The sequence below is a fragment of the Flavobacterium gilvum genome (genome assembly GCF_001761465.1).
Taxonomy (GTDB): domain Bacteria; phylum Bacteroidota; class Bacteroidia; order Flavobacteriales; family Flavobacteriaceae; genus Flavobacterium; species Flavobacterium gilvum.
This window is the reverse complement of record NZ_CP017479.1, coordinates 1,930,824-1,953,877: the sequence shown is the minus strand read 5'-3', so window position 1 is coordinate 1,953,877 and position 23,054 is coordinate 1,930,824. Positions and strand designations below refer to the sequence as shown.

The window sequence follows — 23,054 nt, the reverse complement described above, 5'->3', positions numbered from 1 at the left end:
AAAGTCAGCTTTCAAAATATAATATTAATTTAAAGAGAATATTATGAAAACAGTTTTGATTATAGTATTAATTTTAGGAGTTCATCTCACCACATTCTCACAGAACAAAGAAATGGAAGGAAACGATGAAAAAGCAATGAAGTCAGTAGAACTGCCTGAGATTGTTGTTAGAAATGCAGGAAAAGATTTTTCATATTATTTGCCCGACAAAAATCCAGACCCAAGTGTAAAAAAACTTCAAAGTGATTTTGTTGCCTATAATTTAGGCAAAGATTACGAAGGTTATGACAATTTTCTCGTAATCTTGGAAGGAGAAAAAGGAATTTTGACCGCCACTTATGATGCAAATGGAAAACTTACCAGCGTTATAGAAAAATACAATAATACACAACTGCCCGTTCAAGTAATCTACTCTATCTACAAAGCTTACCCAGGTTGGCAAATTGTAAATGACAAATTTTTATACTCACAAGAAAATGGCAATATTAAGAAAAAAGAGTACAGCCTAAAACTGAAAAAAGAAAATGAAATAATTAAACTAAAAGTCGATCCCAATGGTCAGATTATTGCCAATGTAGATTGAATTTAAGAGGCGGTTTTGAAATTTTCAAACCGCCTCTTAAATATAATTTAAAATTCAAGAATTTATTCAAGACTTGGAGTACTGTCAGCTACAATAAAGGAAGTATCGTAACCTCCAAAATTTTTCAGATAACTTCTTAGTGAAGTTCCGTAAATGTCTCTAAAAAAACGTTTCCCATTGTATCTGAAAAACTTTTTTACAGATCCCACACCAGCAAGATGAGCAGCTGCCAAAATACCAGACTCCGTAATTCGGATTCCATTCAAAATGGTGCCGTCATACTTTTCAATTACCCCTCTTAATTCCCATTTGTTTTTGGATAAAAGGGCCACAAAAGCTTTTTCCTGCAATCGTGGACTGTTTAAGAATGCATCACTATTGTGAATTCCAATAGTTTTTAAAGTTTCTATACCAAATTGGTATTTTCCTAAATAGCCGAGAGAATTAATTTTTTTGTATTTTCCCTGTGATTCTTTGAAGCCTATCGCTTCCTTATAACCAATAAAAAAGTTCCCTGTATATGGAATCTCAGATTTGGTATAATCGCTCACATTTAATGATGGTAGTAAGTAGGATGTATCATCTGTTTCGTTAATTAGAAACCATGGGGTAGATTCTAATTTGGAGGGTTTAAAACCTAAGCTTAAAAAAGCAACTACGACAATTAAACTTGTGTAATAATACCATTTTTTTATCATATTTGAGTTTTCTTCAAAACCTGTCACATTCTGAAATTTCTACATCGCAAAGATACGACTTAAAAAACAAAGCTGAAAATCAACACTTTAAACTTATCAACTTTTTAAAATTTTCCCACCTTAAGCAACTGGTAGCTCGAGGGTTCTGACTTTCAGAAAAAAATGAAAAAGTTGCAAAAACACAAAATAATCAAACAAAATATATAAGTTTATTCTTGTTTAAAAAAAGTAAAAAAGTCTAAAAGAAATCAAAATAACACTGAAATAATTACAAAAAACCTATTTCATGATAACGTTTGAAATGATAATAATATATTTTTTTAAAGCAAAAAAAAACTTCAAAACTGTCCTTAAACAATTTTGAAGTTTTTTAAAATTTTCTTTTGATATAAAAAAACTATCGCTGTACTCCTTGGCCATTAATCCAATCCGAATATTTTTTGGCATTGACATTATGCTCCGCCAAAGTAGCGGCAAATTCGTGATAACCAAAACGGTCTACACTGGCACAAAAATAAATATAATTGTTCTTTTCGGGATTTAAAACCGCCTCTAGTGCCGTAATATCAGGCATGGCGATTGGTCCTGGAGGAAGCCCAACATTTACATAAGTGTTATAAGGCGATTTCATTATCAAATCATTATAAAAAACTCTTTTGATAACCTGATTAAAATCGTTGGATTTCTTTTTCATCGCAAAAATCACGGTTGGATCTGCCTGCAATGGCATTCCCAATTTCAACCTGTTCAAATAAACGCCTGCAATTCTAGGTCTTTCATCTTTTTTAACCGACTCTTTATGCACTATCGAAGCCAAAATCGTTGCCTGAACGGGAGTTAAACCTTGTGCTTCTGCTTTTGCGGTACGCTCTTTGTTCCAAAATTTATTATATTCCTTTATCATTTTATCACGGAACTTTACCGCCGGAGTATTCCAATAAACTTCGTATGTATTTGGAATAAACATAGCCAGTACGTTCTCTTCAGTAAATCCGTTTTCTTTCAAAAAAATGGAATCTCTAAATGTATTTAAAAGTTCCAAACTGTCCGGTTCGATTTGTGAACCCACTCTGCCAGCCAAATTCTCAATACGCTCTTGATTATTAAAAGCCAAACTTACGGGATCGTTTTTTCGCATCGCTCGAACCAAGTCATAGCTGCTCATTCCGTTTTTTAATAAAAAACGCCCTGGTTTTACATTTTCAGGATAGCTTGCTTTATTGGCAACCAACTCAAAACGATCCAAATTCTCTACATACGGCGCAATTATTTTCTTTACCTGCTCATAATCAGAACCTGTAGGTACATAAACGTACACTTCTTTTTCTTTAAATTTAGTGTTGCCACTAAAAACCTTATACATCAAAACTGCTCCACAAACAATCAATATGGATATTAATGCAACCGCAACTAATGAGATTATTTTTTTTTGCTTCAAAATAAAAAATTTAGATTACTGCGACAGTTAGCTGTCACTTGTTTGATTATTAATTAACTGAAAAATTGCCTCGTCTTTGTAAACTCCATTTATCAAAGTCCAATCTTTTTTTACGCCTATTTTTTCGAAACCAAATTTAGTAAAAAGAGACAAACTTGCCTTATTTTCGCAACCAATATTTGCATATAATTGGTGCAAATTAAGATTTATAAAAGCATATCGAATAAGTAAGCCCAAAGCTTCGGAACCAATATTTTGATTTCTGTTCTCTTCGCCCTGAATCACGATGCCAATTCCTGCTCTATTATTTTTTGGATCAAAATCAAATAAATCAATCAAACCCAAAGCCGGAAAGTCTTGATCCTGACAAATCGCTAATCGCAATTGTTTGGCTTCATAAATATCCTGATGGGCATTTTCCAAATACTGCTTCACCAAAAAACGACTGTAAGGCGTATGAGTATTGCTCACCTCCCAAATGCTTTGGTCATTTTCCATCGCATAAATAAATTCCAAATCATTGGGTTCAAGTGCTCGAAGGTAAATAGTATCGCCTTTTAATGTTATCATTAAGATTTCTGATTGTTGATTTCTGATTGTTGATTGCAGATAGCAGAAAATCTAAAATCTGCCATATTAAATCTACAATCTTAAATTTCTATTGTTCCTTTGAAAACGAATTCTGCTGGCCCTTTCAAGAAAACATTTGTAAAACCGTTTTCTCCTTTATCGAATGAAACTACTAATTTCCCACCTTCAACATTTACGTTAATGGCCGTAGCAGCTGTTTGTCCTGTTGCGTTCATAGCGATTGCGACTGCAGTTGCTCCAGTTCCACAAGCCAAAGTCTCGTCTTCAACTCCTCTTTCGTAGGTACGAAGTCTAAAAGTGGTATCGTCAATTTTTTTCACAAAATTAATATTACTTCCAGCTGCGCCGTATAATTCGCCATAACGAATTGCAGCACCTTCTGCTTTTATATTATAATGCTCTAAATCCTCAACCATTTGAACATGATGCGGAGAACCAGTATTCAAAAAGGAGTGGTCTTTTTTGATATCAATTATTGGAACATCAATCATTTGCAAAGAAACCAAGCCATTATCTTCAAATGAAGCGTGGTGTAATCCATCTGTAGCTATAAATGTGGTAGCATTTTCAATCACATTCAAATCTTTGGCGAAAGCCACTAAACATCTTCCACCGTTACCGCACATTGAACTTTGATTTCCGTCTGAGTTGTAATACACCATTTTGAAATCGGTTTCAGAATCATTTTCCAATAAAATAAGACCGTCTCCGCCTATTCCAAAACGTCTGTCACACAAATGAGCAATTAATTGCGTGTCTTCTTTTGGAAAAAAACCAGAACGATTGTCAATCATAACAAAATCGTTTCCAGTACCTTGGTATTTATAAAATTCTAATTGCATTATTATTTCAATTTTTTACCACACAAAAGTACAAACTATTAATGAATTGTTAATCATTGTTAAAGAGCGTTAATCCATATTCAACGAAAAAAAAAATCTGTTAAATTCGTTATCAGATAACTAAATAAAATATGTTTTAATCATGAAACAAATTTCAAAATTATTTCTGGTATCATTGTTGAGCGGCGCTACCACCCTGGGCGCATACAAATTATTATTTGACAACAATGGTTATTTTTCTTCCAACAAAAATGGAATTACTACAATCGCCCCCGACTACTACAATCGACAAACTAGTTTGGGCGCTGAAAACGTTGACTTTACAGTCGCGGCAGAAAAAACAATTCACACCGTAGTACACGTAAAAAATGTATCGGTACGAACTGTTACCAATCCTATTATGGAATATTTTTACGGTTATGGAGGCCAGCAACAACAGGAACAAGTTGGAACTGGATCGGGAGTTATTATTTCTGAAGACGGATATATTGTAACCAATAATCACGTGGTGAAAGATGCAACCGACATTGAAATAACCCTGAACAACAAAAAAACGTATAAGGCAAAACTTATCGGAACCGATTCCAAAATGGACATTGCCTTGCTAAAAATCAATGCCGATGAAAAATTGCCGTATTCCACATTTGCCAATTCCGATTCGGTTAAAGTAGGCGAATGGGTATTGGCTGTTGGTAATCCGTACAACTTGACATCAACCGTAACTGCAGGTATTATTTCGGCGAAAGCCAGAAACCTAGACACAAGAGGAATTCAGTCTTTCATTCAAACTGATGCCGCCGTAAACCCTGGAAACAGCGGAGGCGCACTTGTAAATACTCGTGGTGAACTGATAGGAATCAACACTATGATTTCGTCAATGACTGGTTCTTATGTTGGCTATTCCTTTGCTGTTCCTTCTAATAATGCCCGAAAAATAATCGAAGACATTATGGAATTTGGAAATGTGCAAAGAGGAATTCTGGGAGTTGAAGGCGGAGAACTAAACGGTACCGCTTCCAAAGAACTGGGAGTTACACAAACCGAAGGCTTTTACATTAAAGCTGTATCCAAAAACTCGGGTGCCGAAAAAGCCAAATTGCAAAAAGGTGATATTATTGTCAAGATAGACAATCAAGATATTAACACATTTGCCGATCTTTCGGGATATGTAAACACCAAAAGACCGAATGACAAAGTACAGGTAACCATTATAAGAGACAACAAAAATTTAGTGGTTCCTGTTGTGTTGAGTAAAAACGACAACTTTAATACAGAATTCAAAGGAATCGAACTTGAAAACATCGATGCTGCCGACAAAAAGAAATTCAAATTGGGCTATGGTGTGAAAATCAAATCCATTAACAACGAGAATTTGGAGCAATATAGTAATGAACTTGTCGGAAATATAATTTTGAGTATTGACAACGTAAAAGCAACCAATGTAGAAACGGTTTCTAAACTTTTGAATAATAAAGACGATAAACAAAGTATCCGTATCGAAATGATAAATAAAAACGGTGAGATCATGCGAATCATCATCTAAAAAGTTAAAACCATAAATTCTAAGCCAGCTTGTTTCTACAAGTTGGCTTTTTTTATTTCAAAAAAACACAAAAAAAGTTATAAAAAAAGTTACGAAATCGATTGAAATAAATACTTTTGCACAAAAATCACAAAAAAACATATTTATATAACAAGTAGCTTTTCAAAATGACTTACATAGATTTATACGAAAAAGAGGTCACGTTTCAAGCCGACAGAAGACGTTCCGGAGTAGAATTAATTAAAATAATTAGTGATTTATGGTACGACAAATCAATTGAACTTGTTTTGTTCCGCAATCAATTAATCGACAAAAATGTAAGCGAAATAATCAACTTACACGAATACGCAGGGAAGTTTGTAGGCAAACCAATCTCTGTTTCAGATTCTGTTGAAATTGCCAATGTTATCCTGACTTTGGATTTACCGCCTGCAAAACTAGACATCGGGAAACTCACTTACGAATACCGATTGGAAGATGAAAAATATCCAGATGCCAGACATTTTGTTTTGGACAAACTAAAGCAAGCCAAATTCTCAGAAGAAATCCAACCCAAAGATGTAGTACTTTATGGCTTTGGACGAATTGGCCGATTATTGGCACGAGAATTAATGTCCAAAACAGGAAAAGGAGAACAAATGCGTTTGAGAGCCATTGTAACAAGAGACAAAAACGATGCAACGAGCCTGGAAAAAAGAGCTTCTTTATTACGTTATGATTCCATTCATGGCGATTTTCAAGGTTCTGTAATTGCCGATGCAAAAAACAATGCGCTCATCATAAATGGAACTACTGTTCATATGATCACCGCCAATATTCCTGAAGAAATCGATTATACCCAATACGGAATCGATAATGCATTGGTAATTGACAACACAGGAGCATTCACAACAAAAGAAGCCTTGAGCCGTCACTTAATTTCAAAAGGCGTAGACAAAGTATTGCTTACTGCTCCTGGAAAAGGAATTCCAAACATTGTTCATGGAGTAAACCAAAACGAATACAACCCGGACGAAATTGACATTTTTTCGGCAGCATCCTGTACAACCAATGCAATTACGCCAATCCTAAAAGCTATTGAAGACACATTAGGCGTCGTAAAAGGACACTTGGAAACGATTCACGCTTATACAAACGATCAAAATCTGGTCGATAACATGCACAAAAAATACCGTCGTGGCAGAGCAGCCGCTCTCAATATGATCATCACCGAAACCGGTGCCGGATCTGCCGTAGCTAAAGCATTACCTTCACTGGAAGGAAAATTGACATCAAATGCTATTCGTGTGCCCGTTCCGAACGGTTCACTGGTAGTATTAAATCTTGAAGTAAACAAAAAAGCTTCCGTTGAAACCATTAACAACATCATAAAAAAATACGCACTCGAAGGCGAATTGGTAGAACAAATAAAATATTCTATCAACAACGAATTGGTTTCCTCAGACATTGTTGGAACTTCGGCACCATCGATTTACGACAGCAACGCCACAATTGTTTCCAATAACGGCAAAAATATAGTGCTTTACATTTGGTATGACAATGAATATGGCTACAGTCACCAAGTTATCCGACTGGCCAAATATATTGCCAAAGTAAGACGCTTCACATACTACTAACCAAAACCCCTGGACTGGGAATACTTTTTCTTCTTAATTACTCAGTTTTTCAACCATCAATTCCCAGTCCAAAATCACCAAAATCCGCCTTGTTTAACCAACTTGGCGGATTTTTTAATTTAAGCTGCACCATAAAACAACGTCAAATCCAACGAAAAGTTTCAAATTTAGCAGAATCATTTTTTTCTGATATCTTTGTTAAAAAACCAAAATACCAAATATTTATTTTCTCCAAAATAATAAAAAATGTTATTTTCACACTTTTTATTATTCAGCAAAAATTATCAAGAAAAAAAAGAAGAATTCGATATATAATAATTAATACAAATACTAAATGAAAACAGTAGTAATTACAGGAGCCGGAGGGATTTTGTGCAGTACACTAGCAAAAGCATTAGCCGCACAAGGGCATAAAATAGCTCTTTTGGATTTAAAGAAAGAAGCAGCCGACAAAGTGGCTCAAGAAATTAACGCAGAAGGAGGAATTGCAATAGGAGTTGAAGCAAATGTTTTGAAGAAAGAATCGCTGGAAGCAGCAAAAAAGGAGGTAAATTCAAAGTTAGGACCTTGTGATATTTTGGTAAATGGAGCTGGAGGAAATCACCCACTTGGAACTACAACTAATCCTCATTTATTGGCAGAAGATTTAATCAATGCAAAAGAAGGTTTTAAAACTTTCTTCGATCTGGATGCCGAAGGAATTCAGTTTGTTTTTAATCTAAATTTCATAGGTACTTTACTTCCAACACAAGTATTTGCTATTGATATGGTGGGAAGACAAGGATGTAGCGTATTGAACATTTCGTCAATGAACGCTTATACTCCTTTAACCAAAATTCCAGCTTACAGTGGCGCCAAAGCAGCAGTATCTAATTTTACGCAATGGCTAGCCGTTCACTTTTCAAAAGTTGGAATTCGTGTAAATGCACTTGCACCTGGTTTCTTTTTGACAGATCAAAACCGCACACTTTTAACTACAGAAAACGGTGAATTAACTGCCCGTGGAAACACAATTATTGAGCAAACTCCAATGGGACGATTTGGAGAGCCAAAGGATTTAATAAGTACGACACTCTTTTTGTGCGATGATGCCTCATCGTTTGTAACTGGAGTTGTTATCCCTATCGATGGAGGATTTAGTGCATTTAGCGGGGTATAAAAATCAATGAAAAAATATTTAGCAGCGGTAGACTTCGGTTTACTGCTGTTTTTTTTTACATCTAAATTGGCAATACCGTTGTGCTCTTCACTTCTGAAATGATAAAAAAACTATTTATCAATGAAACTTCAGGCAAAATCGAGAGTTTCATTTGATGAAAATGATGATAACTTTCCATATCAGGCAAAACAATTTTCAATAAATAATCAAAACTTCCCGAAACGAAATTACATTCCACTACTTCGGGTAAATTCAATATCGCCTGATTAAAACTTTCAGAAATATCGAAGGTTTGTTTTACCAACGTCACCTGACAGTAAACCGTCAAATTTATTCCCAATTTTTTTTTATTCAAAACAGACACATATCGCTCAATAATCCCCTCTTTTTCAAGTCTTTTGACCCGATCATGAACAGGAGTTAACGAAAGATTTATTCGATTTGAAATGTCTTTCAATGTCAAATGCGCATCATCCTGCAGGAGACGCAAAATTTTTCTGTCATTTTCATCTAAAATCATAACAAAAATTGAATTAAAAATATCGATTTATAACAAAACAATCCGATTAATTTTCTTTTTACAAATATAAAAAGACATGCATACCAAATTATTTTCTACCAAAGTACTAATTTAAAATAAAATTTTCTTATTTTTTATTATCATAAATAAAAATTTTCTTTATCTGTTAAATTTGTAATTATAATAAGATTTAACAATTAAACACAATAGTTATGATAATTGGTGTACCAAAAGAAATCAAGAATAACGAAAACCGTGTTGCTTTAACTCCAGGAGGAGTTGCCGAAATGAAAAATAACGGGCACAGTGTTTATGTTCAGGCAACAGCGGGTGAAGGAAGTGGATTTGCAGATGAAGAATATGTAACGGCTGGTGCGGTAATCTTACCTACTATCGAAGAAGTGTACAGTATTGCTGAGATGATTATCAAAGTAAAAGAGCCTATCGCTTCTGAATATCCTTTAATCAAAAAAGATCAGTTACTTTTTACGTACTTCCATTTTGCTTCATCAGAACCTTTGACTCACGCCATGATTGAGCGTCAAGCCGTTTGTTTAGCCTACGAAACCGTAGAAAAAGCAGACCGTAGCTTACCATTATTGGTTCCAATGTCTGAAGTAGCAGGTCGTATGTCAATACAGGAAGGTGCCAAATACTTGGAAAAACCATTAAAAGGAAGAGGAATTCTTCTTGGTGGTGTACCAGGAGTTCCTCCTGCCAAAGTATTAGTCCTTGGTGGTGGAATCGTAGGAACCCAAGCTGCAAAAATGGCCGCAGGTTTAGGAGCCCAAGTAACAATTATGGATGTAAGTTTACCACGTTTACGTCAATTGAGCGATATTATGCCTGCCAATGTGACAACCATAATGTCTAATGATTATAATATTAAAAAAGCTATAACCGAATCTGATTTGGTAGTTGGAGCCGTGTTAATCCCAGGAGCAAAAGCACCGCATTTGATTAAACGCGATATGCTAAAATTAATGCGCCCTGGTACCGTACTTGTAGACGTAGCTGTAGACCAAGGCGGATGTATCGAGACTTGTACTCCTACGACTCACGAAAACCCAACGTTCATTATAGATAATATTGTACATTACTGTGTGGCCAATATGCCAGGAGCAGTCCCATATACTTCGACATTAGCACTTACAAATGCCACTTTACCTTACGCATTGCAATTGGCAAACAAAGGATGGCAAGTAGCCTGTGCTGAAAATGAAGAATTAAAAAAAGGATTAAACATTGCCAACGGAAAAATCCTTTACAAAGGAGTCGCCGATGCCTGGAATCTTCCTTTTAATGAAGAGTTAATATTAGAAAACGCTGTTTGCTAATATTAAAATAAGTGCTTACTAAACACTGGAAAAGCCCGTTATGGTGATCATAATGGGCTTTCTGCTTTTTTGTATAACTGCTTACTCAAAAACTGTACACTGAATACTAAACCCTTTATTCTTTTGGTTTTGACAAATAATAAATTGGAATACCTGACAACATAATCAAAACTCCCCAACCACAGGTAGAAAACTTTGTAGCCAATAATCCAATACAAATTGCGATTGCCACAACAATATACACTAATGGTAAAAATGGATATCCAAAAGCCTTGTATGGTCTTTCTACTTCTGGCATTTTTTTTCTTAGAATAAAAATTCCGTAAATAGTAAGGATATAAAAAATCAATACGATGATAATTACAAAATCCAATAAATCACCATATTTTCCGGTCAAACACAAAGCCGAAGCCCAAAAACACTGAACCCACAAAGCCCATGCCGGTACACTGGCATCATTAAGAACAGCAGCTTTCTTGAAAAACAGACCATCTTTCGCCATTGTATAATACACTCTAGCTCCCGCCATAATTAATCCGTTGTTACAGGCAAAAGTTGAAATCATAATCATCAAAGCAATAATTATCGTTCCCATATCCCCAAAAGTATATTGCGAAGCTACAACTGCAACCCTATCCGATTTTGCGGTGGCGATTTCCTGCATTGGAATCACAGCCAGATACATCAAATTCGCCAAAATATAAATAATTGTCACAATAAAAGTTCCCAAAAACAAACTCAATCCTACGTTCCGTTCCGGTTTTTTTATTTCTCCCGCAATAAAAGTCACACCCACCCAGGCGTCACTTGAAAACAAAGCTCCTACCATTGCAGCAGAAATCCCGGTTAACAATGCAGTCCCTCCAATAGGTGACCACGATCCAGCCTCTGTATCATAAGCTCTTGAACTCCAGGCATCAGACCAGTTGGCATTCCAAATATCAGCTTTGGCAGCCAACACAAAGCCAAAAACAATCAATCCGAACAATGACAAAATCTTAATTATTGTCAAAATCGTTTGAAGAATTTTACTGTTCTTCACTCCACGGCTATTGATATAAGTCAATAAAACAATTGTAATTATGGAGACAATCTGAGCCGCATTCAATTTAAAAGCTCCAATTTCACATAAAATATTTTCATCACTCAAAGGCGGATACAAATAGGCCGCAAATTTGGAAAAACCAACACCAACCGCTGCAATTGTTCCTGTTTGAATTACAGCAAAGAAACTCCATCCGTACAAAAAGGCAACTAATTTATTATAAGCTTCCTTGAGATAAACGTATTGTCCTCCGGCGTTTGGAAACATGGCACTTAATTCTCCATAACTCACAGCAGCAATCATGGTAATCAATCCCGAAATTAGCCATATTAACACTAGCCAACCTGCCGACCCAACTTGTCTGGCAATATCGGCACTTACAATAAATATTCCGGATCCAATCATCGACCCTACAACAAGCATGGTTCCATCAAGTAATCCGAGTTCTCTTTTAAATTCTACAGGTTTATTCTCTTCCATTTTTTGGTTAATTATTTGGTTGGCTAAAGATATACTTTTTTTGGAAAATGAATGATATTATCCTTTCTACAGAAAAATATATTCTAAAAAAACAAAAACCCTTAGAAAATCTAAGGGTTTTTGTTAAAAATATTTTTTTTCGCTTTATTTTATTACTCTATTTACCTGAGCAAAGTTTCGTTGATAATAAGGTTCTTTTGTAGATGATATAATTACTCCGGAATGAATCGAAGAATGAATAAATTTAATTTCATCCTCAGCCACTTCAATCACCATACCGACATGATTGATCTGACGCCTTCCATTGGTCTTAAAAAAAATCAAATCCCCTTTTTGGACATCTTCGTCATTAACTTTTTCCCCAATAGCAGCCTGTTCTATAGAGGATCTAGGCAATTTTAAATCAAATTCAGCAAAAGTAGAATACAACAAACCAGAACAATCAAATCCTGCTGTTGTTGTACCACCGGTTCTATATCTAACACCTATCTTTTCGGATGCAGATTGAATAATTTTATCAATTAAATCAACATTCGGAATTGCAACAAATACTCTAGCTGTGTCTTTTACCTCAGTTGCTTTTACAATCTCCCTTGGAGATTCTTTTGCAATTTCTTCTTTATTCTCAACAATTTTGTCTTTATTTATTTCTTCAAATTTTTCATTGGAAACCTGAATATTCAACTTAGAACCAACCAGCAACTTTTGACGAGTCGCAGGATTTTGTTTTTCTAATTCCGAAACAGAAATCCCATACTTTTTGGCAATTCCGTACTTTGTTTCTTTAGTTAAAACTTCATGAATGATTTCTGACGTTTGAGTTTGAGGCTCTGTATTTTGCTCTTTTACTTTCGTTTCTTTTTCAACTACAGTAGGAACAATCTCTTTATTGCCTTTAACAGAAATTGGATTTTCATTAATTACCGTTTTTTTATCTTCAACTACAACTTCATTATCAGGCATTTTTCCGTTACTTGGAATCTGGATAATTTGACCAACACCCAAACCTTTTTTACCTATTGATGGATTCGCATTTTGAATTTCTTTCAACGTAACTCCATACATTTTTGCAATAGCGTACAAAGACTCTTTAGCTTTAACTTCATGCGTTAAAGAAACTTCTGTTTCAACTTTCGCAACCGACTCTTGTGTTGTTGAACTTGACAATCCTGCAATTTCTGCTTTGGTCAAAGTTGACGGAATAACAATAGTCTGTCCTATTTTCAAACCTTCCGTTTCTAATTTTGGATTGGCCTTATAGAGTAATTTTATATTTGTCTTATATTGTTTGATAAACCCGTACAATGTTTCCTTTGGCAGTACCACATGTGAAACTTCTATTGTTTTTTCAGAAACTTCACTTTCTGCAGTAATAGATTTATCTTTATCTGATTCTGATTTTGGAATACTCAAAACCTGATTGAGTTGCAGCGTCTTTTTGGCTTTAGGATTTAATTTATAAATATCAGAAATGGAAACATTATATTTTTGGGCTATACTGGAAATCGTTTCACCTTTTACTATAGTGTGTTTAATCGTATTTTCTTGCGAAAAAACACTCATACTACATAAAAAAAAGGCTATAACAATTAATTTAAAAAACTTCATCATTTTATTTTTTTCCTCATTATTTAAACATACACACTATCGAGGACTTTTTTTAATTAGTGCATTTTAAACCTCAAAAAACACTTTTTTTTTGAAGAATTACAAATATAAGTCTTTAACTAGATTTGAAAGCTAAAAGATTACCAAAAAATCGCTAAAAAAACAACAATCATCATCGTTTCAGCTTCAAAATACTAACTCACAAACTTTTCAAAACAGCAATATAATGGAATACGGTTCCGAGAAGCACAAAAAAATGCCAAACCGCATGAAAGTACTTTTTATAACTATTTACATAAAAATAGACACCCACCGAATAACTTATCCCTCCTGCCAGAATCCACAAAAAAACCGACAAAGGCATGATTCCCCACAAGGGTTTTATGACAAATACAATCATCCAGCCCATCAATAGATACATGACAACCGAAGCCTTTTTAAAACGATTACTATTGATTATCTTAAAAAAAGTTCCCAACAAAGCAATCAACCACATTATTCCCAAAAAAATCAAAGCTGTACTTCTATTCAAATAAGCAATCATCAATGGCGAATAGGTTCCTGCAATCAGGTAATAAATACTGATATGATCGGCTATTTTGAGCAATTGTTTTCTTTTCTTATTTTGCACTAAATGGTACAAAGTAGAAAATGAATACACCATTAACATCCCAATTCCAAATACAATAACGGAAGTTAGTGTCATAAAATTGTGATGCTCATTTGCTTTTGCAATGAGAAAAGGCATTCCGATCAAACAAAAAAGTATCCCGAAAAGGTGAGAAATCCCATTAACTTGCTCTTCTCTATGGGTTTGAATTCTCTTTGTCATTGTATTTATTGTTAATAAAAAAAGAATTTATTTTATTAAAGATAACCATCATAAGCTACATCATTAATCATCCTATTCAACATTTATTTTGATTCTTTCTATCAGATTTTCCTAAAAACATCTTGCAAAACAAGAAAGAAAACAAGAATAGCTCAACAAAAAAACTCCCAACTTGTCGTGAGAGTTTTGAATAAAAAAATGTTTAAGATATTTATCCTTCTATAAATTTTAATGCCTCGTCTAATTGCTCTGTATCAAAATATTTTTCTTCAAGTGCATTATTAAAAAAATGAAGCACTTTGTTTTCGACCTTGACTACTGTCTTGATAAAATCAGAATGTGCGACAACTGCGCAACGACCTATTTTACCAAAATGCTTGATCCCCCATATTTCGCCATCCCAAAAAGCTTTCAACTCCATGTTCTTGAGTATAGACATATCTTTTACCTTAATCAATATATTGACATGTTTGTGACCAGCACTCAATTTTTCCTCAAAAAGCTGTTCTATCAAAAGAGCATCACTCATAGTGAATGAATCCGTCAACTCCAATGCGATGGAATCACCTTCGAATATTTTGATTTGTTTTACCATAATTTAAAATTTAATAAATGTCCCGAAATATAAAACTGACTATACTTTGCCAGCAGCTATCAAATTAAGAGCCGAACCAGCTTTGTACCAACCAATTTGACTCTCGTTGTAACTGTGGTTCGCCAAGATACTATCTTTGCTTCCGTCTGTGTGAACGAATTCTAAAGTCAACGGTTTTCCGGGAGCGAAATCTATCAAATCAGTAAAATTGATGGTGTCATCTTCCTGAATTTTGTCGTAGTCTGTTTCATTGACAAATGTAAGTGCCAACATTCCTTGTTTTTTCAGGTTGGTTTCGTGGATACGGGCAAATGATTTTACCAGAACCGCTTTTACACCCAAAAAACGAGGCTCCATAGCGGCATGTTCACGGGAAGAACCTTCACCGTAATTGTGATCTCCTACAACAATTGAAGGGATTCCAGCGGCTTTGTAAGCACGAGCTACGGCTGGAACTGCATCATAAGTAGCTGTCAATTGGTTTTTAACCGAATTTGCTTTTTCATTAAAAGCATTAACGGCTCCAATCAACATATTGTTTGAAATATTATCCAAATGCCCACGGAAACGCAACCAAGGACCTGCCATAGAAATGTGGTCTGTGGTACATTTTCCGAAAGCTTTAATCAAAAGTTTTGCGCCCGTGATATTTTTTCCGTCCCAAGGATCAAATGGAGCCAAAAGCTGCAATCTATCCGATGTTTCAGAAACCACCACTTGAACCGAAGAACCATCAACTGCCGGAGCCTGAAAACCGGCATCCTCTACATCAAAACCTCTTTTAGGAAGTTCATCACCAAAAGGTGCGTTTAATTTTATAGCTTCTCCATTATCATTCAGCAAAGTATCTGTCAGCGGATTAAAATCCAATCTTCCCGAAATTGCCAATGCAGCCACCATTTCTGGCGAAGTCACAAAAGCATGTGTATTTGGGTTACCATCGGCTCTTTTGGAGAAATTACGGTTGAAAGAATGAACGATAGTGTTTTTCTCTCCTTTATCGGCTCCTGCCCTGTCCCATTGTCCGATACAAGGTCCACATGCATTAGTAAACACTTTGGTTCCCAATTTTTCGAAAGTGGCAATAATGCCGTCTCTTTCGATAGTATAACGAATTTGTTCTGAACCAGGATTAATTCCGAATTCGGCCTTGGGAGTGATTCCGTGTTCAACCGCTTGGTTAACTATGGATGCAGCCCGAGCCATGTCTTCGTAAGATGAATTGGTACAAGAACCTATTAACCCCCATTCTATTTTTATTGGCCATCCGTTTGCGGCGGCTTCGGCTTTCATTTTGGAAACAGGTGTTCCTCGATCTGGCGTAAAAGGGCCGTTGATATGCGGTTCTAATTCGGATAAATTGATTTCGATAAGTTGATCGAAATATTGTTCCGGATTTGCGTAAACTTCAGGATCTGCAGTCAGGTAAGAAGCTACTTTGTCGGCAGCATCCACTACATCCTGACGATCTGTTGCCGTCAAATACCTGCGCATCGAATCATCGTAACCAAATGTTGATGTAGTTGCACCAATTTCGGCACCCATATTACAGATAGTACCTTTTCCAGTGCAAGACATCGAAGTTGCTCCTTCGCCAAAATATTCTACAACAGCACCGGTTCCTCCCTTTACGGTAAGAATGTCGGCCACTTTTAGAATAACGTCTTTTGGTGCCGTCCAACCGGATAATTTCCCAGTTAATTTCACTCCAATTAATTTAGGAAATTTCAATTCCCAAGACATTCCAGACATTACATCGACAGCATCGGCACCACCAACCCCAATAGCCAACATTCCCAATCCACCAGCGTTTACGGTATGTGAATCGGTACCAATCATCATTCCTCCGGGGAAAGCGTAATTTTCTAAAACAATTTGATGAATAATTCCCGAACCTGGTTTCCAGAAACCTATTCCATATTTATTGGATACTGATGATAGAAAATCAAAAACTTCTTTTGACTGGGTATTGGCTACAGCCAAATCTGTAGAAGCTCCGACCTTGGCCTGTATTAAGTGGTCACAATGCACAGTTGTTGGCACCGCAACTTTACTTTTCCCTGCATGCATGAATTGCAACAAAGCCATCTGAGCCGTTGCATCCTGACAAGCAACTCTATCTGGAGCAAAATCTACATAATCCCCCCCTCGGGAAAAGGCTTTAGAAGCGATTCCATCCCAAAGGTGACTGTATAAAATTTTCTCTGTTAAAGTAAGCGGACGACCAACTATCTCACGCGCTTTATCCACACGTTCTTTCATATTTGCGTACACTTTTTCGATCATTTCAATATCAAAAGCCATAATTATGTAATTGTTTTGTTATTAAATCTTTGAACATTACAAGGTACGAAAAAATAGAGTAGCTATAAAGAAAAAGCCCGAGTTTTACGACTCGGGCTTTTAGAATATGATTAATTTATCTTTCGATTATTTTACCAATTGTTTGTGTGAAGGAGCAAACTTAGTTAAGTTAATGCCGTTCACTGCAGCGGTATATTCATCGATTGTTGGAGTTCTACCAAGAATTGTAGACAATACTACAACTGGAGTAGAAGAAAGCAATGATTCTCCTTTTTTCTCAGCAGAATCCTCCACAACTCTTCCTTGAAAAAGACGAGTAGAAGTTGCCATTACCGTATCACCTTTAGCTGCTTTTTCCTGATTACCCATACAAAGGTTACATCCTGGGCGCTCTAGATACAACATCTTTTCGTATTCAGTACGAGCTGCTCCTTTCGGTGCGTTATCGTCAAATTCGAAACCAGAGTATTTCTGTAAAACTTCCCAGTCACCTTCGGCTTTCAATTCATCAACAATATTGTAAGTTGGTGGAGCAACGACAAGCGGTGCATTGAATTCTACTTTACCATTTTGCTCTTCAATGTTTTTAAGTATTTGAGCAAGGATTTTCATATCGCCTTTGTGAACCATACAAGAACCGATAAATCCAAGATCTACTTTTTTCACACCTCCATAAAAAGAAAGCGGTCTGATAGTATCGTGAGTATATCGCTTAGAAACATCTGCATTATTTACGTCTGGATCTGCAATCATTGGCTCTGCAATTAGATCCAAATCAACAACAACTTCAGCATAATATTTTGCATTTGCATCTGGAGTCAAAGCAGGTTTTTCACCCGATTTAATCTCAGCAATTCTCTTATCTGCTTTATTAATTAACCCCTGAAGAACCTGATTGTGATTATCCATGCCTTTGTTGATCATAATCTGGATTCTTCCTTTAGCGATTTCCAATGATTCAATTAAAGTAGCATCTTCAGAAATACAAATAGAAGCTTTTGCTTTCATTTCTGCAGTCCAGTCAGTAAATGTAAATGCCTGATCAGCTGTAAGTGTCCCAATGTGAACCTCAATGATTCTACCTTGGAATACATTTTCACCACCAAACTGTTTAAGCATTTGAGACTGTGTAGCGTGAACCACATCACGGAAATCCATATACGATTTCATATCTCCTTTGAAAGTAACTTTCACAGATTCTGGAATTGGCATAGAAGCTTCTCCTGTAGCCAATGCAAGTGCAACAGTTCCTGAATCTGCACCAAAAGCAACTCCTTTAGACATTCTGGTATGAGAATCACCACCGATAATGATTGCCCATTCATCTATAGTAATATCGTTAAGAACTTTGTGAATTACATCTGTCATTGAGTGGTAAACACCTTTCGGGTCACGAGCTGTGATCAAACCGAAATCATTCATAAACTTCATCAATTTTGGAATGTTTGCCTGCGCTTTTTTATCCCAAACCGAAGCTGTGTGACAACCAGATTGGTAAGCACCGTCAACAATTGGCGAAATCACAGTAGCTGCCATAGACTCCAATTCCTGAGCAGTCATAAGACCAGTTGTGTCCTGAGATCCTACGATATTCACTTCTACACGAACATCCGAACCAGCATGCAATACTTTTCCTGGAGTTGTACCCACAGCGTTCCTGTTGAAGATTTTTTCAACTGCTGTAAGACCTTGTCCCTCGTGCGATATTTCTTTTGACGGAGCAAATACAAGAGGTGCTTCAACACCTAGAATCTTTGCTGCCAATGTTTGAAGTTTTTTTCCGAAAACAATAGCATATGACCCACCCGCTTTGATGAATTCCAATTTTTGAGGCGTGAATGCCTTAGAAATATCTATTAACTCTTGGTCGCCATTATAAAGTTTCTTTGTCTTTGTGTTTATGGTAAGAACCGTTCCGGTAGCAACAGAATAGGCTTGCTCAAGAATAGGTTCATTATTTTCATTACGAACAGGATTACCATTCGCGTCAAGCTTTTTTACCCAGTTTTTAAGGTCAAGTCCAATACCTCCTGTTACATCAACAGTAGTAAGGAAAATTGGAGAGATACCATTTGTTCCTCCAACAATTGGAGCAAAATTAACAAATGGAACATACGGGCTAGCTTGTTTACCTGTCCAAAGTGCCACGTTGTTTACACCAGACATTCTTGAAGAACCTACACCCATAGTACCTTTTTCTGCAATCAACATTACAGATTTATCAGGATGTTGCGCTTGCAACGCTTTGATTTCGTCTTGTGCTTGAGGCGTAATCATACATTTACCGTGAAGTTCACGGTCTGATCTTGAGTGCGCTTGGTTTCCTGGAGAAAGCAAGTCAGTCGAAATATCTCCTTCACCAGCGATAAAAGTAACCACTTTAATTTCTTCAGCTATCTCTGGTAAATTTGTAAAAAACTCAGCCTTAGCATAACTTTCTAGAATTTCTTTGGCGATTACGTTACCACTTTTGAATGCCGCAATCAAACGGTCTGTGTCCGCCTCATAAAGATAAACCTGAGTCTTAAGAACATTTGCAGCTTCTTTGGCAATCGAAGCATCATTACCCAAAGCCAAATCAAGCAATACCTCAATAGAAGGACCACCTTTCATATGTGATAATAATTCAAAACCGAAAGCAGGTGTGATTTCTTTAACAACAGATTCTCCAAGAATAATTTCCTTTAAGAATTTAGCCTTTGCCCCAGCGGCAGGAGTTGTTCCCGGCAGTGTATTATAAATAAAATACTTAACCGAATCTTCACGATTTGGGTTATTCAAATCTTTAATTTGCGCGATTATTTCGCTTAGCAATTCGGCACCATCAATTGGTTTAGGATGAAGTCCCTGAGCTTTTCTTTCTTCGATTTCTTTAAGATAATCGTTATAAATATTCATAATAGAGGCTTTTCGAGTTAAAGACAAGTTTTTTTGATTAATTCAAAACCAAATGCCATAAATAATAGGTGTTTTTGTTTATTTGAACGGCAAATTTAATAATTAAAGATGATAATTTGAAAAAATTTAACGGATGGACCATTTTCAAAAATTATTATTGCAAAATAAAAGATTTTACTGCGTTAAAATAATAAATAAGCATAATTCAGGTGTCAAATTTGTAAAATTCACAATTTCGATTCCTGATTTAACAAAAATTAAATCTTTTGTAAAAACAAAAAGTGTTGCATTCATAACTAAATGCAACACTTTTCAATAATTTATTGTTTTTTTCTTTTAAATCAGCTTATCGATTATCATTTCCTCAGAAATCCCCTCAGCATCAGCTTTGTAGTTTTTAACGATTCTGTGTCGCAAGATTCCAGTAGCAACCGCTTTTACATCTTCAATATCCGGTGAAAATTTCCCATTGAAAGCAGCATGAGCCTTGGCCGCCAAAATTAAATTCTGCGAAGCTCTTGGTCCCGCACCCCAATCCAGATAGTTTTTCACAAATCCATTGGAAAGTTCATTATCTGGACGTGTTTTACTCACTAGTGTCACAGCATATTCCACCACATTATCAGCAACAGGAATTCGACGAATCAAATGTTGAAAATCTATAATTTCCTGAGCCGTAAACAACGCATTAACTTCAGTATTCAAATCTGCCGTAGTGCGTTTTACCACCTGAACTTCTTCCTCAAACGAAGGATATTCCAGTTTGATTGCAAACATAAATCGGTCTAGTTGCGCTTCAGGCAAAGGATAAGTCCCCTCCTGTTCGATTGGATTTTGTGTTGCAAGCACAAAATAAGGGAGGCTCAATTTATGATTCACTCCTGCAATTGTAACCGATCTTTCCTGCATAGCCTCCAACAAAGCCGACTGTGTTTTTGGTGGTGTCCTATTGATTTCATCTGCCAAAATAATATTAGAAAACAACGGTCCTTTTATAAATTTAAACTGTCTGTTTTCGTCCAATATTTCACTTCCTAAAATGTCCGAAGGCATCAAATCCGGTGTAAATTGAATTCTTTTAAAATCCAATCCCAAAGCTTTTGCCAAAGTATTCACCAATAACGTTTTTGCCAATCCAGGAACTCCAACCAACAACGCGTGTCCTCCTGAAAATATACAAAGTAAAATTTGATCTACAACCTCTTCTTGACCAACAATGATTTTGGCAATTTCTTTTTTTAATTCATTTCGTTTTTCAACTAAATTTTGAATCGCAGTTACATCCGACATTTTTACTGTATTTTTTAAAAAATTAAAAAGAGTTAGTTCTATGAAAACATAAAACTAACTCTTTTTATCTATTTATCGAAAATTATTTTTTTAACCAATTATTGGTAAAAGGGCAATCTTTATATTCGTCAACAATCTTGATATAGGTATCTTTAATTTTTGTATCAAACCATTTTCCGATAGCTTTGAATTGTTTGTCCTTCAAGGCTAAATCTTTAATTTTAACGTAATCCTTAGCATAATCAGCAGTATGCGAATCTATCCTATTGGTTACAGTCATAATCTTATAATCTTTTTTCCCTTGAACATCTTCAAGATAAGGCATTGAAATTTCGTTATCCTTCAAATTAGAAACTTGGCTATAAATAGACGGATCCATATTTGTCAACTCAAAACGGGTATCCTGCGTTTTTGGATTCACTAAAATTCCACCATTAGCTCTTGTTTCTTTTTGATCAGACATAGTTCTTGCCGCTTCCGCAAAAGTGATTTCTTTATCCAAAATCTTTTTTCTTATTAGCGTAATTTTATCATTCGCTTCTTTCAAAGATTCTTTATTTACTTCAGGAGAAATCAAAATATGTCTCAATTCTATTTCCTGCCCTTTTATCTTTTCTACATAAATAATATGAAATCCATATTGGGATTCAAAAGGTTCTGAAATTTCACCTTCAGCAAGACTAAAAGCCACATCTTTAAACTCTTTTACAAATGGTGTTTTACGAGTCATTTTATAATAACCTCCATTTTTACTAGATCCAGGATCTTCAGAATACAAAACTGCTTTGGTTGCAAAACTTGCTCCCTCAAGACATTCTTTCCTATAACCTTTCAGCCTCTCAATAACTTTTTGCTTATCTGCATCAGTAACTTTCGGTAGTATAACGATTTGAGCCACTTCTAATTCTGCACCAAAAACAGGCAAATCTGCAGCAGGTATTTTTTTGAAAAATTCACGAACTTCTTCAGGAGTAATTTCTACTTTTTCAACAATTTTCTTCTGCATTTGCTTAGTAAGTTCCTGCTCTTTCAAAACATCAAAAAAATAGGTTCTGAATTCTTCTTCTGAACTTTTCTGATAATAAGCAACCAATTTATCCATTGACCCAATTTGTTCCAACATATAATTCAATCTTTCATCCATCTGCCCTTTCACTTCAGAGTCAGAAACATTTATACTATCCTGAACTGCTTGATGCGCATATAATTTATCTTCGAGTAATTTACCTAAAATCTGACATCTGGTTATATCTTTTACAGAACCACCTTGAGCTGTAATCTCCAAAAATCCTTTATCAATATCTGAATCCAAAATAATATAATCCCCTACGGTTGCTACTACTCCATCAACTTTTAGTTTTTTAGTGGACGGCACGGTCTCTTTGACAGGAGCAACAGTATTATCTTTTATAATTTCTTGAGCATTTACAAAGCTAAAAACAGAAAACAAAAGAAAAAAAGTCAACACAACTTTATTAGTTATGGATTTCATTTGTGCATTTTTTAAAGGCATTTTTTATATTTTATATTAATATTATTTCAACAAAAGCTACTTTACAAAAGCATTCTGACCGAAACCGAATATTTTATAACGGAACTATTTTGTTTATTATTTTTTTAACAAAGAACTAAAACGCATTAATTCTGAAAATCACTTACAATTCCTCAAACTTAA

Annotated in this window: 18 protein-coding genes; 5 read left to right on the top strand and 13 right to left on the bottom strand. The window is 35.5% G+C overall.

Going from position 1 to position 23,054, the window contains the following annotated elements:
• Positions 1 to 43: 43 nt before the first annotated feature.
• A complete protein-coding gene (locus EM308_RS08175; protein WP_035633693.1) occupies positions 44 to 583 on the top strand; it encodes a hypothetical protein in 540 nt (179 codons plus the stop codon).
• A 62-nt stretch (positions 584 to 645) separates the two neighbouring features.
• Here the strand turns inward: EM308_RS08175 and EM308_RS08170 are convergent, their stop codons facing one another.
• From EM308_RS08170 to dapF, 4 genes are all read right to left on the bottom strand, one after another.
• Positions 646 to 1,281: a hypothetical protein gene (locus tag EM308_RS08170; protein ID WP_035633726.1), complete on the bottom strand. Its 636-nt coding sequence runs from the start codon at positions 1,279 to 1,281 to the stop codon at positions 646 to 648.
• Between the two features lie 397 nt (positions 1,282 to 1,678).
• Complete coding sequence (mltG, locus tag EM308_RS08165) at positions 1,679 to 2,719, bottom strand: endolytic transglycosylase MltG (RefSeq protein ID WP_035633691.1); 1,041 nt, start codon at positions 2,717 to 2,719, stop codon at positions 1,679 to 1,681.
• Positions 2,720 to 2,746: 27 nt separating this feature from the next.
• Positions 2,747 to 3,289 carry a GNAT family N-acetyltransferase gene (locus tag EM308_RS08160; RefSeq protein WP_035633689.1) on the bottom strand — a complete coding sequence of 181 codons (543 nt, stop codon included), beginning with the start codon at positions 3,287 to 3,289 and terminating at the stop codon, positions 2,747 to 2,749.
• Between the two features lie 80 nt (positions 3,290 to 3,369).
• Positions 3,370 to 4,152, bottom strand: coding sequence for a diaminopimelate epimerase (gene dapF / locus EM308_RS08155; protein WP_035633687.1), 783 nt, complete (start codon positions 4,150 to 4,152; stop codon positions 3,370 to 3,372).
• A 142-nt stretch (positions 4,153 to 4,294) separates the two neighbouring features.
• On the opposite strand from dapF, the gene EM308_RS08150 reads away from it, so the two are divergent.
• The 3 genes from EM308_RS08150 (at position 4,295) to EM308_RS08140 (ending at position 8,470) form a co-directional block, all read left to right on the top strand.
• A complete protein-coding gene (locus tag EM308_RS08150) occupies positions 4,295 to 5,695 on the top strand; it encodes a S1C family serine protease (RefSeq protein ID WP_035633686.1) in 1,401 nt (466 codons plus the stop codon).
• 167 nt (positions 5,696 to 5,862) lie between these two features.
• Positions 5,863 to 7,311, top strand: coding sequence for a glyceraldehyde-3-phosphate dehydrogenase (locus EM308_RS08145; RefSeq protein WP_035633684.1), 1,449 nt, complete (start codon positions 5,863 to 5,865; stop codon positions 7,309 to 7,311).
• A gap of 334 nt (positions 7,312 to 7,645) precedes the next feature.
• The gene (locus tag EM308_RS08140) at positions 7,646 to 8,470 is read left to right on the top strand and encodes an SDR family oxidoreductase (RefSeq protein WP_035633675.1); all 825 of its coding nucleotides are present in this window, start codon (positions 7,646 to 7,648) and stop codon (positions 8,468 to 8,470) included.
• Positions 8,471 to 8,531: 61 nt separating this feature from the next.
• Here EM308_RS08140 and EM308_RS08135 read toward each other — a convergent pair whose 3' ends face one another.
• On the bottom strand, positions 8,532 to 8,990 hold the full coding sequence (locus EM308_RS08135; protein ID WP_035633673.1) for an Lrp/AsnC family transcriptional regulator: 459 nt from the start codon (positions 8,988 to 8,990) through the stop codon (positions 8,532 to 8,534).
• Positions 8,991 to 9,202: 212 nt separating this feature from the next.
• On the opposite strand from EM308_RS08135, the gene ald reads away from it, so the two are divergent.
• The gene (gene ald, locus EM308_RS08130; protein ID WP_035633671.1) at positions 9,203 to 10,327 is read left to right on the top strand and encodes an alanine dehydrogenase; all 1,125 of its coding nucleotides are present in this window, start codon (positions 9,203 to 9,205) and stop codon (positions 10,325 to 10,327) included.
• A gap of 115 nt (positions 10,328 to 10,442) precedes the next feature.
• On the opposite strand, the gene EM308_RS08125 is transcribed toward ald, so the two are convergent.
• From EM308_RS08125 to EM308_RS08085, 8 genes are all read right to left on the bottom strand, one after another.
• On the bottom strand, positions 10,443 to 11,852 hold the full coding sequence (locus tag EM308_RS08125; RefSeq protein WP_035633668.1) for an APC family permease: 1,410 nt from the start codon (positions 11,850 to 11,852) through the stop codon (positions 10,443 to 10,445).
• Between the two features lie 144 nt (positions 11,853 to 11,996).
• Positions 11,997 to 13,463: a C40 family peptidase gene (locus tag EM308_RS08120; protein ID WP_081907217.1), complete on the bottom strand. Its 1,467-nt coding sequence runs from the start codon at positions 13,461 to 13,463 to the stop codon at positions 11,997 to 11,999.
• Between the two features lie 196 nt (positions 13,464 to 13,659).
• Entirely contained in the window at positions 13,660 to 14,292 is a 633-nt protein-coding gene (gene trhA / locus EM308_RS08115) for a PAQR family membrane homeostasis protein TrhA (protein ID WP_035633664.1), read from the bottom strand.
• Between the two features lie 211 nt (positions 14,293 to 14,503).
• Positions 14,504 to 14,887 (bottom strand): SpoIIAA family protein, encoded by a 384-nt coding sequence (locus EM308_RS08110; protein ID WP_035633661.1) that lies wholly within the window; start codon positions 14,885 to 14,887, stop codon positions 14,504 to 14,506.
• A gap of 39 nt (positions 14,888 to 14,926) precedes the next feature.
• Positions 14,927 to 17,191 (bottom strand): aconitate hydratase, encoded by a 2,265-nt coding sequence (locus tag EM308_RS08105; protein ID WP_035633658.1) that lies wholly within the window; start codon positions 17,189 to 17,191, stop codon positions 14,927 to 14,929.
• A gap of 126 nt (positions 17,192 to 17,317) precedes the next feature.
• Positions 17,318 to 20,089 carry a bifunctional aconitate hydratase 2/2-methylisocitrate dehydratase gene (locus EM308_RS08100; RefSeq protein WP_035633656.1) on the bottom strand — a complete coding sequence of 924 codons (2,772 nt, stop codon included), beginning with the start codon at positions 20,087 to 20,089 and terminating at the stop codon, positions 17,318 to 17,320.
• 336 nt (positions 20,090 to 20,425) lie between these two features.
• A complete protein-coding gene (locus tag EM308_RS08090; RefSeq protein ID WP_035639339.1) occupies positions 20,426 to 21,379 on the bottom strand; it encodes an AAA family ATPase in 954 nt (317 codons plus the stop codon).
• A gap of 82 nt (positions 21,380 to 21,461) precedes the next feature.
• The gene (locus tag EM308_RS08085) at positions 21,462 to 22,892 is read right to left on the bottom strand and encodes a peptidylprolyl isomerase (protein ID WP_035639341.1); all 1,431 of its coding nucleotides are present in this window, start codon (positions 22,890 to 22,892) and stop codon (positions 21,462 to 21,464) included.
• Positions 22,893 to 23,054 lie beyond the last annotated feature (162 nt).